At 69.5% G+C, this 14,829-nt stretch carries 15 protein-coding genes; 3 read left to right on the forward strand and 12 right to left on the reverse strand.

Features of this window, described 5'->3' with window-relative positions:
• The first annotated feature begins 34 nt into the window (after positions 1–34).
• Entirely contained in the window at positions 35–679 is a 645-nt protein-coding gene (locus EXE58_RS04400) for a response regulator (RefSeq protein ID WP_135266749.1), read from the forward strand.
• A gap of 11 nt (positions 680–690) precedes the next feature.
• Here EXE58_RS04400 and EXE58_RS04405 read toward each other — a convergent pair whose 3' ends face one another.
• The 10 genes from EXE58_RS04405 to EXE58_RS04450 form a co-directional block, all read right to left on the reverse strand.
• Entirely contained in the window at positions 691–2,289 is a 1,599-nt protein-coding gene (locus tag EXE58_RS04405) for a GAF domain-containing sensor histidine kinase (protein ID WP_135266750.1), read from the reverse strand.
• A 31-nt stretch (positions 2,290–2,320) separates the two neighbouring features.
• Positions 2,321–2,755: a pyridoxamine 5'-phosphate oxidase family protein gene (locus tag EXE58_RS04410; RefSeq protein WP_135266751.1), complete on the reverse strand. Its 435-nt coding sequence runs from the start codon at positions 2,753–2,755 to the stop codon at positions 2,321–2,323.
• A 169-nt stretch (positions 2,756–2,924) separates the two neighbouring features.
• Positions 2,925–4,550: a chaperonin GroEL gene (gene groL / locus EXE58_RS04415; RefSeq protein ID WP_135266752.1), complete on the reverse strand. Its 1,626-nt coding sequence runs from the start codon at positions 4,548–4,550 to the stop codon at positions 2,925–2,927.
• A 199-nt stretch (positions 4,551–4,749) separates the two neighbouring features.
• Positions 4,750–6,201: a VWA domain-containing protein gene (locus EXE58_RS04420; protein WP_135266753.1), complete on the reverse strand. Its 1,452-nt coding sequence runs from the start codon at positions 6,199–6,201 to the stop codon at positions 4,750–4,752.
• Positions 6,201–6,578, reverse strand: coding sequence for a TadE/TadG family type IV pilus assembly protein (locus tag EXE58_RS04425; RefSeq protein WP_167288689.1), 378 nt, complete (start codon positions 6,576–6,578; stop codon positions 6,201–6,203). Before EXE58_RS04425 ends, EXE58_RS04420 begins: the two co-directional genes overlap by 1 nt.
• 299 nt (positions 6,579–6,877) lie before the next feature.
• Positions 6,878–7,921: a tellurite resistance/C4-dicarboxylate transporter family protein gene (locus tag EXE58_RS04430; RefSeq protein WP_135266755.1), complete on the reverse strand. Its 1,044-nt coding sequence runs from the start codon at positions 7,919–7,921 to the stop codon at positions 6,878–6,880.
• Positions 7,922–7,946: 25 nt separating this feature from the next.
• Positions 7,947–9,119 (reverse strand): hypothetical protein, encoded by a 1,173-nt coding sequence (locus EXE58_RS04435; protein WP_135266756.1) that lies wholly within the window; start codon positions 9,117–9,119, stop codon positions 7,947–7,949.
• Positions 9,116–9,631, reverse strand: coding sequence for a SigE family RNA polymerase sigma factor (locus EXE58_RS04440; RefSeq protein WP_135266757.1), 516 nt, complete (start codon positions 9,629–9,631; stop codon positions 9,116–9,118). The genes EXE58_RS04435 and EXE58_RS04440 overlap by 4 nt, the downstream gene beginning before the upstream one ends.
• 65 nt (positions 9,632–9,696) lie before the next feature.
• Positions 9,697–10,557, reverse strand: a complete 861-nt coding sequence (locus EXE58_RS04445) for an ATP-grasp domain-containing protein (protein ID WP_135266758.1) — start codon at positions 10,555–10,557, stop codon at positions 9,697–9,699.
• Positions 10,554–11,420, reverse strand: a complete 867-nt coding sequence (locus EXE58_RS04450; protein WP_135266759.1) for a class I SAM-dependent methyltransferase — start codon at positions 11,418–11,420, stop codon at positions 10,554–10,556. Before EXE58_RS04450 ends, EXE58_RS04445 begins: the two co-directional genes overlap by 4 nt.
• A 108-nt stretch (positions 11,421–11,528) precedes the next feature.
• On the opposite strand from EXE58_RS04450, the gene EXE58_RS04455 reads away from it, so the two are divergent.
• A complete protein-coding gene (locus EXE58_RS04455; RefSeq protein WP_135266760.1) occupies positions 11,529–12,752 on the forward strand; it encodes a DUF2157 domain-containing protein in 1,224 nt (407 codons plus the stop codon).
• Entirely contained in the window at positions 12,749–13,237 is a 489-nt protein-coding gene (locus EXE58_RS04460) for a GDYXXLXY domain-containing protein (protein WP_135266761.1), read from the forward strand. Before EXE58_RS04455 ends, EXE58_RS04460 begins: the two co-directional genes overlap by 4 nt.
• A gap of 1 nt (position 13,238) precedes the next feature.
• Here the strand turns inward: EXE58_RS04460 and EXE58_RS04465 are convergent, their stop codons facing one another.
• Complete coding sequence (locus tag EXE58_RS04465; RefSeq protein WP_135266762.1) at positions 13,239–13,514, reverse strand: MoaD/ThiS family protein; 276 nt, start codon at positions 13,512–13,514, stop codon at positions 13,239–13,241.
• A 36-nt stretch (positions 13,515–13,550) separates the two neighbouring features.
• Positions 13,551–14,822 (reverse strand): threonine synthase, encoded by a 1,272-nt coding sequence (gene thrC / locus EXE58_RS04470; protein ID WP_135266763.1) that lies wholly within the window; start codon positions 14,820–14,822, stop codon positions 13,551–13,553.
• Positions 14,823–14,829: the final 7 nt, after the last annotated feature.

The following is a 14,829-nucleotide window of genomic DNA, read 5'->3' on the forward strand; positions in this document are numbered from 1 at the left end:
AGCCTCCTTTCGGCTCATCCGGTAGAAACAACCCATGGACAACGCACCGATCCGAGTCTTCCTGCTGGACGACCACGAGGTCGTGCGCCGCGGCCTGCGCGACCTGCTCGAGGGCGAGGGCGACATCGAGGTCGTCGGCGAGGCCGGCACCGCCCGCGAGGCGACCGCCCGCATTCCCGCGCTGAAGCCCGACGTGGCGGTGCTGGACGCCCGGCTGCCGGACGGCAGCGGCATCGACGTCTGTCGCGACGTCCGCTCCATCGATCCCACCATCAAGGCGCTCATCCTCACCAGCTACGACGACGACGAGGCGCTCTTCGCAGCCATCATGGCCGGGGCCGCCGGATACGTCCTCAAGCAGATCAGGGCCGACGAGCTCGTCGACAGCATCCGCCGCGTGTCCCAGGGTCAGAGCCTCATCGACCCCCAGCTGATCGCCCGGGTGCTGGACCGGGTGCGCAACGGTCCGCCCCAGCACCCCGAGCTGGCCTCCCTCACCGAGCAGGAGACCCGGATCCTCTCGCTCATCGCCGAGGGCATGACCAACCGCCAGATCGGCGAGCAGATGTTCCTGGCCGAGAAGACGGTCAAGAACTACGTCTCGAGCATCCTGTCCAAGCTGGGCCTCGAACGGCGTACCCAAGCGGCTGTGCTCGCGTCGAGACTGCTCCGCCCCTGAGGGCTGCCGGCTCAGGCTCCCGGGCGCTCGAGCGGGGCCGACCACTCCAGCCGGGTGCCCTGTGGCTCACCCGGCAGCAACCGGAGCGCGCCGCCCCGCTCGGTCGCGCGACGGCGCACGTTGCGCAGGCCGCTGTCGCTTCGTTCGGCCGGGAGGCCCCGACCGTCGTCGGTGACGCACAGCACCACCTCGCCGCCGGTGACCTTGAGCTCGACCGTGGCGGAGCTCGCGCTCGCATGTCGAGCGGCGTTGGACAGAGCCTCGCGCAGCACGGCGAGCACCTGCTCGCCCAGGTCGCCGGGCACTGCTGCGTCGACGGGACCGGCGGTGCGCAGCACGGGCGTGAACCCCAGCACTGGGACGTACTCCTTGACCAGGTCGCTGACCTCTGCGCGCAGGGAGCGATCGCCGGCCCGCTGCAGCTCGAAGATGGTCGACCGGATGTCACTGATCGTGGTGTCGAGGTCGGCGACAGCGGCGTCCAGGCGCTCGCGCACCTCGTCGTTGGGGGCCATCCGACGCGCACCCTGCAGCTGCAGCCCCGTGGCGAAGAGCCGCTGGATCACCAGGTCGTGGAGGTCCCGGGCGATGCGGTCCCGGTCGGCGACGAGGAGCAGCTCTTGGCGCTCGGCGATCGCCTGGACCCGGTCCAGCGCCAGTGAGGCCTGGTCTGCCAGCGACATGAGGAGCTCCACCTCCTCGGCCTCCAGGCCCGAACGACCCTGCTCGACGACGACGAGCAGCACCCCGCCCTCGGCGATGTGGGCACGCAGCGGCACCACGACGACCGCGCCCCGGTCGGTGGCGGGCACGACGGCGACCCGACCGTTCTCCTCGGCCTCGTCGACCCGGTCGCCGAGCTGGGCGAGGAGGCCCCGAACGCCATCGGTGTCCTCGCCGTCGGTGGCCACGACATCGCGTACGGCGTCCGGGCGCCGTCGTACGAGCGCGACCATCTCCGCCCGGGCGACGCGGCGAGCGCCGATCACGATCTGGCGCACCGCAGCCTCGAGGTCGGCAGGAGGCTGCAGGGTCTCGGTGATCTGGGCGGACGCCTCCAGCCAGCGCCGCCGGCGCTCGCTCTGCGTGTAGGACCGGGCATTCTCGATGACGAAGCCGGCCGCCGAGGCGAACACCTGCACCAGCGTCTCGTCCTGCGCGGTGAAGCCACCGGGAGCCTGCTTCTCGGTGAGGTAGAGGTTGCCGAACACCGTCCCGCGGATCCGCACCGGCACACCGAGGAAGCTCTCCATCGGAGGGTGGTTGGGCGGGAACCCGAAGGACTTCGGGTGGTCCGCCAGGTGTGCCAGTCGCACGGGCTCCGGGGAGTCGATCAGCACGCCCAGCAGCCCGCGCCCCTTCGGCAGCGCACCGATGGCGCGGTGCTCCTCCTCCGACATCCCGTAGGTGACGAAGTCGGAGAGCGTCGGGCTCGTGTCGTCCAGCACGCCGAGCGCGCCGTACCTGGCTCCGGTGATGCGGCAGGCGGACTCGACGATGCGCTTGAGCACCGCGTGGAGGTCGAGGTCGGCGCCGATCGCCATCACCGCGTCGAGCAACGCCCGCGCGTCACTCGGCCGCACCAGGTCGAGGTCGGCTGCATCGCTCACGGTGATGAGCGTAGGCCAGCGGGGAAGCGGTTCAGAGCACCCGGTGGACCGGGGCGGACATACCTACCGCGCTGCCGCCCACTCGACGTCCGGACACCTCGCGCCACGGCAGCCGGAGATAGAGGTTGCGATGACCTCCTGCCCAGGGACGCGGCTCCCAGATCCGTCGTACGTCCTCGAGCTCCTCCGGCCCCAGGACGGCCAGCCTCCCCAGCGCCACGACGCTCCACCCCTGGTGTCGGTCGTAGTCGAAGTGGTCGATCTCGAACGCAGCCTCGTTGCGCGGACCGTAGGTCGCGAGCTCGCTGTAGGGAGAGGTGCGGATGAAGATCGCGCCGTCGTTCACGGCGTAGTTGACCGGCACGATCCGGGGGCCACCCGGGGTGGTGACGGCGATTCGGCCCATCACCCCGCCGGTCAGCAGGTCCAGGCACTCACGCTGGGTGAGCTCCACCGGTTCGGACATGTCGGCCTCCTTCTTGTCGCCTCCAGTGTCTCCGCCCCCGGCCGGGGTGGCACGGGTCCTTGGTCCCTTGTTCGACGAGTCCACCGCGTGGTCGTCGACAGGGAGGACGGCAGCAGGGCCCCGGTCCGAAGACCGGGGCCCTGCTGGTCGTGCTCTGGATCGACTCGGATCAGAAGTCCATGCCACCCATGCCACCGGTCGGGTCGCCCATCGGGGCGGCCTTCTCCGGCTTGTCGGCCACGACGGCCTCGGTGGTGAGGAACAGCGCCGCGATGGAAGCGGCGTTCTGGAGGGCCGAGCGGGTGACCTTGGCCGGGTCGATGATGCCCTCGGCGATCATGTCGACGTAGTCACCGGTCGCGGCGTTCAGGCCGTGACCCGGCTCGAGGTTGCGGACCTTCTCGGCCACCACGCCGCCCTCGAGACCGGCGTTGATCGCGATCTGCTTGAGGGGGGCCTCGATCGCGACCTTCACGATGTTGGCGCCGGTCGCCTCGTCACCGGTGAGCTCGAGCTTGTCGAACGCCTGGGCACCGGCCTGCACGAGCGCCACGCCACCTCCGGCGACGATGCCCTCCTCGACAGCCGCCTTCGCGTTGCGGACGGCGTCCTCGATGCGGTGCTTGCGCTCCTTGAGCTCGACCTCGGTGGCCGCGCCGACCTTGATGACCGCGACACCGCCGGCCAGCTTGGCCAGGCGCTCCTGCAGCTTCTCGCGGTCGTAGTCGGAGTCGGACTTCTCGATCTCGGCGCGGATCTGGTTGACCCTGCCCTCGATCTGACCGGCGTCGCCGGCACCCTCGACGATGGTGGTCTCGTCCTTGGTGATGACGACCTTGCGGGCCTGGCCGAGGAGCTCGATGCCGGCCGACTCGAGCTTGAGGCCGACCTCCTCGGAGATGACCTGGCCGCCGGTGAGGATCGCGATGTCCTGGAGCATGGCCTTGCGACGGTCACCGAAGCCGGGAGCCTTGACGGCGACCGACTTGAAGGTGCCCTTGATCTTGTTGACCACCAGGGTCGAGAGGGCCTCGCCGTCGACGTCCTCGGCGATGATGACCAGCGGCTTGCCGGACTGCATGACCTTCTCCAGCAGCGGGAGGAGGTCCTTGACCGTGGAGACCTTGGAGTTGGCGATGAGGATGTAGGGGTCCTCGAGGACCGCCTCCATGCGCTCGAGGTCGGTGGCGAAGTAGGCCGAGATGTAGCCCTTGTCGAAGCGCATGCCCTCGGTCAGCTCGAGGTCCAGCCCGAAGGTGTTGGACTCCTCGACCGTGATGACGCCTTCCTTGCCGACCTTGTCCATGGCCTCGGCGATGATCTCGCCGACGGTGGTGTCAGCAGCGGAGATCGACGCGGTGGACGCGATCTGCTCCTTGGTCTCGACGTCCTTGGCCATCGAGAGCAGCTGCTCGGAGACGGACGCGACGGCGGCCTCGATGCCTCGCTTGAGACCCATGGGGTTGGCGCCGGCGGCCACGTTGCGCAGGCCCTCGCGGACCATGGCCTGGGCCAGCACGGTGGCGGTGGTGGTGCCGTCACCCGCGACGTCGTCGGTCTTCTTGGCGACCTCCTTGACCAGCTCGGCGCCGATCTTCTCGTAGGGGTCCTCGAGCTCGATCTCCTTGGCGATGGAGACGCCGTCGTTGGTGATCGTGGGCGCGCCCCACTTCTTCTCCAGGACGACGTTGCGCCCCTTGGGGCCGAGGGTGACCTTGACCGCGTCGGCGAGGGTGTTCATCCCGCGCTCGAGGCCGCGGCGGGCCTCTTCGTTGAAAGCAATCAGCTTTGCCATAACTCGTGAACTTCCTTCGTCATGAGTCAAGTGTGTGTACGGCGGCGGATGGGCTGCCCGCGACGGACGGTGCGACGGCCCGGCAGACCATTCCCGCCGGCGTTGCGCACCTCAGCGTCACCCGTGCCGAGTTGTCACTCTCATGTCGAGAGTGCCAGCCTCATGTTTAGCACTCGCATGGGGAGAGTGCAAACGCCGGTCAGGGCATCTCCACGAGTCGGATGGACGTGGTCGCCTGGATGAGCGCCACCTTGAAGAGGTCCTTGAGGTCCGCCCCGCTCGCCGCGCAGAAGAAGTAGTCACCGTCGGCGTTCTCCGCAGTCCGGCCGCTGCCGCTCCCACAGTCCGAGGCCGAGCTGGAGACTCCCGTGACAGGGTTCGGGGAGGCTGCCGAGGCCAGCACGTCGCGGACCTTGCTGCCGGTCCCGTTCGTGTTGCACGTGAAGGTGTTGGCGTTGCCGAAGCCGATGGTCATGATGACGACGTCGTCCTTCTTCGCCTCGTCCGCGATCTTGGTGAAGTTGTCACAGCCGACCTGCCCTGCGCCGCTCTGACGGTAGTCCTTGCCCATCTCGCTGGAGCTGTCGAGCCCGGAGTAGTTGCCCACGATGGTCTCCTCGGGACGCCCATCGGTCTCGAGGATGACGAGCTTGGTGGCCGTGCCCGGTCGCTTGGGGAGGTGGCTGAGGTTGTTCGCGGAGCGATTGGTGAGGTAGCGCACGGCAGCCTTGAGCGGAGCGGCGAGGTGCGTGCCGTACCCGCCGCGCTTGGACCCCGGCAGGCAGTCGATCCCCCTGACGAGGTCGCTGGAGTCGTTGCGCCTCGGCGAGGCATCCATGATCCGGTAGTCGTTGCTGAACTGCAGCGGGATCCATGTTCCCCCGCTGGGCCCCTGCGCGCTGGTGGTGTCCTCGGTACGGCACCACGTGTCGAAGTTGTTCGTCTTGCTCTTGTGGATGGTGCCGAAGGCCACGTAGTGCATCAGGGGGTTCATCGTGTCGAGGGAGTCGAGGATGGCGTCCTTCATGTCCTCGCGGTCGTCGTCAGCCATGCTCGGAGTGCGGTCGGCGAGGATCACCACGTCCATGGGGTTGGGCACCTCGTCACCGCAGGAGCCCTTGCACGCCGTGCTGGACACCGCCCCCGTGCTCCCCTCGTGGATGCCGATCACTGGCGCGAACCCGTAGTCGACGTCCTTGGAGTCGGTGACCCGTACCGAGTTGCACTGGTCGCCCTGTGCCGGGTGGCAGGGGATGGCGCAGATCTTCGTGTTGCAGCGCAGTCCCGGGTAGTGCCCCGAGTTGTACGGCGGCGACCCGGGGTTGCACGTGCTCGGGATCTGGTCGCTCTTGACGCGTTGCGACTGCCCCGTCGACGAGACGATGCAGAAGAGGTCGACGTCGGGGTTGATCTCGGGATCCTGGGCCTTCGCCATCTCGACGGCCTCGGCGACGGCGTTCACGCCGTTCTGGGGAAGCTCGAAGGCGCCCGCGTGGGCTGCGGAGTCGACATGGTCGTGGAGTCGCTGCCTCTCCATGGCCAGGGACGTGATGTCCACGGCGAGCGCGGCACATCCGAACATCACGAGGGTGAGCAGTGCGACGAGCGGGACCATGGCACCGCGCTCCTCGCGGCGAAGCCGGCGGCCCATCACTCGATCCTCATGCGGCTGGTCTTGGTGATCTTGAGGCTGTCCGAGACGGCGTCCCCCATGGGCGTGAGCCAGGAGTGCTCGTAGCTCACCGTGACGAGCGCCGTGCCCCCGCTCTGGTGGCCGCCGTCCCAGCTCGAGCAGCTGCCCCCCGCGGCGTCGAGGCACGTGACGTCGACGTCCACCTCACCGCTCATGTCGGCCAGGGAGCCTTCGACCACCGCTCGGATGTCCTCGGTGGAGTGACTCAGGCTGGCGGCTCGGACACCCTCACGCGTCGCGTTGTTGAGGACGGTGTACCGGTTGATGGCGAAGCCGAGATCGATGATGGAGAACAGGATCGCGAGCAGGAGCGGCACGACGAGCGCGAACTCCACCGCGGCCGCCCCGCGTTCGGTCCGACGGCATGAGCGTTGGCATGAGCGATGACATGAGTGTTGCATCGAGCCCCCCGGCAAGACGACATGTGGATGTTCACGCGGCGTCGAAGACACGAGCGACCGGGGCGTGACCAGTTGATCGCCCGACCGTAGGGGCTTGGCCTACCCGCGGGTAATACTCCGACCGGGTGAGGTTCCGTGGCACGAACAGGCCATGGTCTTGACCAGTCCTGGTCCAGACTTGACGTCCGCTCAGCGGGGCAGGGCGTCGTGCCGGGCGGCGTGCTCACCGTCCGTCACTGGTCGAGACGGCCGACCAGGCCGAGCATGACGTGACGAAGCATGGAGATTCCCACGACGACCCATGCCGCAACGGCGACCCAGAGCCACGCGCTGCCGATGGCTTCGACGATGGGCAGGTCGTCGACCCGGCCGAGGTACATGCCGGCGACGGAGTACATGCCGAGCGGGAAGACGATGCTCCACAACGTGGCGACGTAACGCAGTGGGACCCGTCGCACGTGGTGGCGCCAGACGCCGGCCGCCACGAGGACGGGTATCAACCACGTGGCGAAGGCCCAGAACACCACCGAGAGACCAGCGATCAGGGCACGGGTCGCGTCGACCATCGGGGCCGACTCCATGCCTGCGATCTGGGCTCCGGCGACCACGGTGATCGCCACCGCGCCCATCGACACCCAGTAGGGCGGATCGAGCTCCTCGGGCGCCAGGGGGTAGAGCATGATCCGCAGGGAGACGATGATCGCCGAGGCTGCGTAGAGGAACACCCCGACCGACCACGACAGCACCGCCAGGATGGCGAGCTCCTGACGCGCTCCGACGAACTCGTTCTCCAAGGTGGTGGCGGCCACCGCGACCGACTGGCTCGCCACGACCCAGATGAACCACGTCCCGTTGGCCAGGGCCACGACCGGGCGCTCCGAGGCGCTCAGCACGGCGCTCCACGGGATGACGTACCCGAGCACCAGCCAGACCGTTGCCGCGACTGCGAGGAGCACCGCGGTGGCGGCGTACCAGCCCTCGCCGGCGGCCCGCGTGCCCAGGACGTTCGTCCCGGCGACGAAGGTGAAGAAGCCGAAGGCGCGGCGAGGTGCGCGGAAGTCGCCGACGATGTCGGCTCGGAACGAGACGAAGCGCCAGGCGTTGAGGAGCACCAGCACGACGTACGACACGACGGCGACGCCGAAGAGCAGGCGGGAGAGCACCGTCAGGCCCCGTTGCTCCAGGCCGATCGAGACGATCCCGCTGGCCATCACCAGCGCGAAGTAGCCGGGAGTCAGGGTGCGGACGCTCTCGCGCAGCTGGTCGAGGGCAGGCACCTAGCGAGCGTATCGGCCCCCTCGCCTACGAGGCTGACATGTCGGCGAGCTGGGCGATGCCGCCCCGTCCGAGGATCTCGCTCACCCGGAGCACCCTCGCTGTCCCGACCTGCCAGGCGAGGATGCGCTGGCCCGTGGTGCTGGACGAGGAGAACAGGACGGTGTCGGCATCGAGCCACCCGAGCGCCAGGCAGCATCCCTTGTAACGCGTGCCCGACCCGCCGCTGTCGAGGTGGTCGAGCCCCAGCACGAATCGCTCCTGGTGCCGTTCGACCATGAGCGCTTGCGGGTAGCTGATGCGTTGGGGCAGGACCATCTGGGTGAAGGCCACCTGCGCCGTGCCGTTCCGGGTGGGGGCCACCGGTCCCCAGGGCTCGTCGCCGGGTCCGGTCCACCCGCGCACCCAGTCGACCTCGGCGGAGGACGATCCGCCGTCCAGGCCGTGGACGGTTCCGCTCGACTCCTCACCGAGACGCTCCGGCACCCACACCTCGTCCGGCGTCACCCAGCGTGCACCCTCGGCCAGCCAGTCCGGGGTGTCGATCGTCGTCCACCTCCCCGTCACGAAGTCGAGGACGTCGAGCGAGCTCTCCTGGATGAAGAACGCCCGACGGCGGTCCGGGGACAGGCTGTAGGAGGAGAGCGGGCTCCTGCGGTTCCCTGCCTCGTCGCTGACCGCGTCCAGCCCCGCGAGGTCGAGCTCGACGAGTCGCTGGCTCTCCGTCAGCGCGTAGCCCCGGTCGTTCCGCCCCGAGAAGAGCGCCAGCACCGGCTCGCCGACGCGTTCCACCCGTGCTTCGTCGAGATCCATCACCGGGGGCAGGGCCGGGACCGACAGGACGGGCAGGGACGACTCCTCGACCGGCGAGGGCGATCCCCACACGATCGCACCGGCATACGTGCCGGCGCGCTCAGCAGCCGGCGGCTCGCTCGAGGTGACGGTCGGGGCCGAGGTCGGCGACGAGACCGACGAGTCGGCCGGCGCCTCGTCCGGTGTGCTGGCCGGGTCGCCCAGGTCCAGCATCGTCACGCCGCTCACGACGGCAGCCGCCGCGGCGATCGACCCGACCACGGCAGCCCGGGCACCGACGCGGCGCCGACTGCCGTCGCGCCAGGCTCGGTCGACGGCGGTCGGGTCGTGCGGCTCGGGATCCATGGCCGCGGAGAGGAACAGGTCGCGCAGGTCTGTGTCTGTCATGGGGACTCCAGGGTCAACAGCTCGCTGAGCTCGGGCGCGAGCTCGCGCAGCCGGCGCAGGGCCAGGTGGGCGGTGCTCTTGACGGTGCCGGGTGAGACACCGAGGGCGACGGCGATCTCTGCCTCGCTGAGGTCGTCGAAGTAGCGCAGGACCAGGACGGCTCGTTGTCGCTCGGTGAGTCGTCGCAGGGCATCGAGCAACAGGAGCCGGCGCTCGACGCCGGTGTCGCCCGACGGCGTCCGCCCCGGGTCCGACACCTCGGAGACGAGCTCGAGCCGGTTCCGGCGCCACCACGAGACGTTGTCGCGCACCAGGATCTGCCGGGCGTAGGCGTCCGGGTTGCCCGCGCGCAGGCGAGGCCAGCGCTGCGCCACCTTGGTCAGCGCCTCCTGCACGAGGTCTTCGGCGCGACCGCGATCGCCGGTCAGGAAGGTCGCAGTCCGGAGCAGTCGGGGACGGCACGCCGTCGCCCACGCCGTGAACGACTCGCGATCGCTCGTCCGTTCCTCCATGACCACCTCAACGCCATGGTGCCCTGTGTGGTTGGAGGCTGACCAGAAGCTGCCCGCCCAGACCTCTAGAGACGCGCGGCGACCAGCTCCGCGAACGGGGCGGCGTTGGCGGGCAGGACGTCGAGGTAGAGGCCCGGCTCGGTGGCCTCGACCTCACTCACGACGAGACGGCCGTCCAGCTCGACCATGTCGATGCGCCCGTAGTCGAGCGGCCTTCCCACGACGGTGCCGGCCTGCAGCACGGCTGCTTCGGCGAGCTCCGCAGCCGCCGGATCCAGCGCCACGGGGCGCGAGGCGCCCCCGAAGTGCTCGTGCACGCGCACCTCACCCGCAGCGGGGAGCTTGTCGACCTGGCTGACGGCCACGCCGTCCAGCACGAAGACCGAGGTCTCACCTCGTGTCCCGATGGACTCGACCAGCGGCTGGACCACCCACGGGCCGCGTGCGACGGGCAGACCGGGATGGTCCACGAACGAGGTCCCCAGGCGTGGGTCCTGCGGGTCTGTGACGACGAGCAGCCCCGCGCCGCCGGCACCGACGCGGGGCTTGACGACTGCGGTGTCCCAGCGTCGTACGCCCTCGCGGAGCTCCTCGAGGGTGCCGGCCAGCACCGTCGGCACCACGGGGACGTCGCCCATGTCGCGGAGCAGGTAGGCCTTGTCGACGTTCCAGGCGAAGCACTCGGCGCCGTTGAGCAGCCTGCGCTGGTCGAGCGAGCGCGCCCATGCCACGAAGTCGTCGACCTGGCCGATGTAGTCCCAGGTCGAGCGCACGGCGACCAGCGCCGCCTCGTCCCAGTCGACGTCGGGGTCGTTCCACACCGCCCAGCGCGACGCGACGCCCCGCTCGGCCAGCGCGGATCCGAGAGCGGCAGCACCGGGTTCGCCCTCGGGCCAGCTGCCCGAGGTGGCGAGCAGGACCGTCATGCGCCCGAGGACTCCGGGAGCTCCGAGCCGCCGTGGAAGGTGTGGGCGGAGTGGTCGCGGTTGGTGCCCTCGCGGTTGTCACCCTTCTCGATGATCACGAGGTTGTGGTAGCAGTGCACGGCCTTCACCCACTGGTCGGTGTAGCTGGGCTCGTAGTCCTCGAGCAGGAACTCCTCGTGGTTGAGGCCGTCGACCAGGTCCTTGACGAGGTCCATCGAGGTGCCGCTGGCCTTGGGGTCGACCTGGCCACCCCAGGCGGGCCAGTAGGACGTCTGGGTGTCCTCGATGCAGTAGACCGCGCCGTCCGGGAGCAGGGGGAACAGGATCTTGAAGGACTCGCGCACGTGCTCGGGGATGTGGCTGCCGTCGTCGACCACCACGGTCGGCGCGCCGTGCTCCTCGATGATGCGGTGCAGGATCCCGGGATCGGTCTGGTCTCCCTGGTAGGTGCGGATGTGCCCCTTGGACAGCCAGGACTTGTCCTCGATGTCGAGGCCCACGATGGTCGCCCTGGGGAAGAACCATCGCCACATCCGCATCGAGGCGCCGCTGCGTCGGCGCTTCTTGTAGCCGCCGATCCCCAGCTCGAGCAGCACGAACTCCTCGCCGCGCAGGTGCTCGAGGTGGCGCTCGTAGTGGGGGGTGTACTTGTGCACGCCCCACTTGTCGGTGCCGAACTCGACGGCGAGCTCGGTCAGGTTGCTCGCCAGCAGACGCCTGCGCCGCTCAGCGCGCTTCTCGGCCTTCGTGGGATCCCCGGCCACCCGGTCGCCCTCGGCGTCCTGCGACGTGGACGGCGGGAGACCGGCCCTACGGGCGGCATTCTTGACGGCGTGGCCGGCCCGCCGAGCAGTGGTACGCACCCGCGAACCCTAACCTGACCCGCACCCGTCGGCACACCGCGACCGAAGCCGCGCGATCTGGGGACGAATACTCAAGCGCGACCCGCTACCGAGGGCCACGATGGCGACATGGACACCCTCACTCCCCATCCGGTCAGCAGCGACCGGCACCGCTGGCTCACGCACGAGCTGCGGGACTGGCAGGCCGACGGCCTCATCGACCCGGTCACCGCCCGGGCGATCGCCGCTCGCTACGTCGACGCCGGCGACCGGCAACGTCGATTCACGCTTGGTCGCCTCCTGCTGTCGCTCGGCGCCACCTTCGTGGGAGTCGGCCTCATCTGGCTCGTCGCCGCCAACCTCGACCAGCTGCCTCCCCTGGTTCGCTTCGCGGTCATCGCGGTGATCTGGCTGGCCCTCCTGACGGCAGCCGAGCTGCTCACTCCGACGCGGCCGGTGCGCGGGGCGTTGCGCCTCATGGCGGCACTGGCCTTCGGGGCCGTGATCTTCCAGGCGGCCCAGTCGCTACAGGTCCCGGCCTACTCCCCCGCACTCGTCGGCCTCTGGGCTGCTGGTGCACTCGCCCATGCCTACGCCGCTCGAGCCCTGGCGCCCCTGGTCCTGGGCGTCGCGACCGGTGTCGTCTGGTGGGTGTGGCAACCGCTCTGGACTGCGGGAAGCGTCGCGGCGACCGTCCTCTCGATCGGTACGGCGGCCGTGGTCGCCATCTCGCTGGCGGTCGTGCACGACCGCGGCCTGACTCCCTTCGGGCAGGTCTGGCGATCGGTCGGCGCGCTGCTCGCCATGGTCACCCTCTTCATCGCCGCGGTGCCCTACACGACGACCGAGGGCTTCGAGTGGGACCTGTGGCTCGTGGCGTGCCTCGTGGTCGCCGGTCTGGCCCTCGTGGCCGCGGTGGTGGTGGCCCGTGGAGTCGCCCGTCTCGAACCGCTGGCAGCGGTCGCCGTCCTCGGCGTGGCCGTGCTGATGACGTGGTGGGACACGGGCACCGACACCTCGAGCGTCGAACCCGCCGACTGGGTCCACGCGGCTGTCGGGGTGATCTCGTTCGTCGCCCTGGCGGTTGCACTCGTGGCAGCCGGCACCCTGCGGGACAACCCTGCCCTCACCGTGGTCGCGATGGTCGGCCTCGTCGTCTTCACCACGTTCCAGGCGTTCGCGGTCTTCGCCGCGATCGTGCAGGGAGCCTGGCTCTTCCTCACCCTCGGCGTGGTCTTCCTCGCCACCGGCTTCCTGTTCGACAGGGCGCGGCGCGAGATCGCCGCCTCGCTGGAGGGCACGAGCGCGACCCAGGAACCCCGCGACAACGGAACCGAAGGAGCAGGCCGATGAACAAGGTCCAGACCCTCGCCCTCGTGGCGCTCGTGCAGGCAGTGCTGGTCGGGCTCGCGGTGGCGCCGCAGCTGTCTGCCCGGCTCACTGGAGACACCTACCAGCTCCGGGTCGCTCCGCTGGACCCGATAGATCCGTTCAGGGGGGCCTACGTCACCCTCGACTACCCCGATCTCGACCTCAGTCGTCGAGACGGGGGTGAGGGCCGTCCCCTGCGCGACGACGAGCGCGGCGACGTCTTCGTGACCCTCGTGGAGCAGGGCGACGTCATGGTCGCCGACCGGTGGACGCGCGACCGTCCCGACGCCGGCCCCTACCTCTCATGCACCGATCGCGGGTGGGACGTCCGGTGCGGGATCGAGAGCTGGTTCCTCCCCCAGGACGAGGCCGCGAGCATGGAGGACGTCCTGCGAGACGGGGCGATCGCCGAGGTCAGGATCGACGGACGCGGCCACGCCGCACTGGTCGACGTACGGGCTCCTTGAGTCAGCCGCCCGCCACGGCGGGGATGACCGAGACCTGGACTCCGTCCGGCGTGGCGGTGGCCAGCTCGTCGAGGAAGCGGACGTCGTCGTTGCCGACGTAGACGTTCACGAACCGGCGCAGCTGGCCGCTCTCGTCGAGGATGCGCCCCTTGATACCGGGGTAGGTCGCGTCGAGGTCATCGAGCACGTCGGCCAGGGTCGCGCCGTTCGCTGACACCTCGGACTCGCCGCCGGTGTAGGTGCGCAGGATCGTGGGGACGCGGACCGAGACTGCCATGGCTGGTTCCTTTGCTGGTGTGTTGATGAGCGTCGCTCAGAGGATGCCGGAGGCGACGAAGGCGTCGTAGGTGGGGGCGATGGTGGCCGCGGCGCCGACCCGGTCCGAGACGGCGTCGAGGGTCTTGAGACCGTGGCCGGTGTTGATCACCACGGTCTCGAGCGAGGTGTCGAGCTGACCGGACTCGACGAGCTTCTTCAGGACGCCGACCGTGGTGCCGCCCGCGGTCTCGGTGAAGATGCCCTCGGTGCGGGCGAGCAGCACGATCGCGTCGCGGACCTCGTCGTCGGTGATGTCCTCGACTGCGCCGCCGGTACGTCGGCAGATGTCGAGCACGTAGATGCCGTCAGCGGGATTGCCGATCGCCAGGCTCTTGGCGATGGTGTCGGGCTTGACGGGGCGGATTGCGTCGGTGTCGGCCTTGTAGGCGACGCTCACCGGCGAGCAGCCCGTGGCCTGGGCACCGAAGATCCGGTAGGGCCTGTCGTCGACCAGGCCCAGTGCGATGAGCTCCTGGAAGGCCTTGTCGACCTTGGTCAGCTGCGAGCCCGAGGCGACCGGGATCACGATCTGGTCCGGGAGGCGCCAGCCCAGCTGCTCGGCGATCTCGTAGCCCAGCGTCTTCGACCCCTCCGCGTAGAACGGTCGGACGTTGACGTTGACGAAGGCCCAGCCGTCCTCCTCGCCGGCGATCTCGGAGGCGAGCCTGTTGACGTCGTCGTAGTTGCCGTCGACAGCCACCAGCTTGTCGGTGTAGACGGCGGAGTTGACCTGCTTGGGGTGCTCGAGGTCGCTCGGGATGAAGACGACGGTCCGGATGCCGGCGCGGGCGCCCGCGGCGGCGACGGCGTTGGCGAGGTTGCCGGTGCTGGGGCACGCGAAGACCTTGGCATCCAGCTCGCGGGCGGCGCTCAGCGCACAGGCCACCACGCGGTCCTTGAAGGAGTTCGTGGGGTTGGTCGAGTCGTCCTTGACCCACAGCTTCTCGAGCCCGAGCTCGCGGGCCAGGTTGTCGGCCCGGAGCAGCCGGGTGAAGCCCGGCTCGGTGTTGGGGCTCTGCTCGATGTCGACCGGCACCGGCAGCAGTGCCTTGTAGCGCCAGATGTTGGGGGGTCCGGCCTCGATCTCCTCGCGGGTGACCACGGGGAAGTCGTAGGCCACCTCGAGCGGGCCGAAGCAGTCAGGACAGGCGTACGACGGGCCGAGCTCCACCTCGTTGCCGCACTCGCGGCATGCCAGGGCGCGGGCGTTGCCGAAGGCACCGGTCCGCAGGGATGGAGCGGTCTTCTCGGTCACTGCAGCACTCATGCGAGAT

It is taken from the genome of Nocardioides seonyuensis (genome assembly GCF_004683965.1).
GTDB lineage: Bacteria > Actinomycetota > Actinomycetes > Propionibacteriales > Nocardioidaceae > Nocardioides > Nocardioides seonyuensis.

Excerpts from the sequence above, each read along its gene's own strand:
- EXE58_RS04445 (WP_135266758.1), bottom strand. The coding sequence starts at position 10,557 with ATGACGGTCCTGCTCGCCACCTCGGGCAGCTGGCCCGAGGGCGAACCC.
- groL (WP_135266752.1), bottom strand. The coding sequence starts at position 4,550 with ATGGCAAAGCTGATTGCTTTCAACGAAGAGGCCCGCCGCGGCCTCGAG.
- EXE58_RS04455 (WP_135266760.1), top strand. The coding sequence starts at position 11,529 with ATGGACACCCTCACTCCCCATCCGGTCAGCAGCGACCGGCACCGCTGG.
- thrC (WP_135266763.1), bottom strand. The coding sequence starts at position 14,822 with ATGAGTGCTGCAGTGACCGAGAAGACCGCTCCATCCCTGCGGACCGGT.
- EXE58_RS04435 (WP_135266756.1), bottom strand. The coding sequence starts at position 9,119 with ATGACAGACACAGACCTGCGCGACCTGTTCCTCTCCGCGGCCATGGAT.
- EXE58_RS04400 (WP_135266749.1), top strand. The coding sequence starts at position 35 with ATGGACAACGCACCGATCCGAGTCTTCCTGCTGGACGACCACGAGGTC.
- EXE58_RS04420 (WP_135266753.1), bottom strand. The coding sequence starts at position 6,201 with ATGGGCCGCCGGCTTCGCCGCGAGGAGCGCGGTGCCATGGTCCCGCTC.
- EXE58_RS04410 (WP_135266751.1), bottom strand. The coding sequence starts at position 2,755 with ATGTCCGAACCGGTGGAGCTCACCCAGCGTGAGTGCCTGGACCTGCTG.
- EXE58_RS04460 (WP_135266761.1), top strand. The coding sequence starts at position 12,749 with ATGAACAAGGTCCAGACCCTCGCCCTCGTGGCGCTCGTGCAGGCAGTG.
- EXE58_RS04465 (WP_135266762.1), bottom strand. The coding sequence starts at position 13,514 with ATGGCAGTCTCGGTCCGCGTCCCCACGATCCTGCGCACCTACACCGGC.
- EXE58_RS04440 (WP_135266757.1), bottom strand. The coding sequence starts at position 9,631 with ATGGAGGAACGGACGAGCGATCGCGAGTCGTTCACGGCGTGGGCGACG.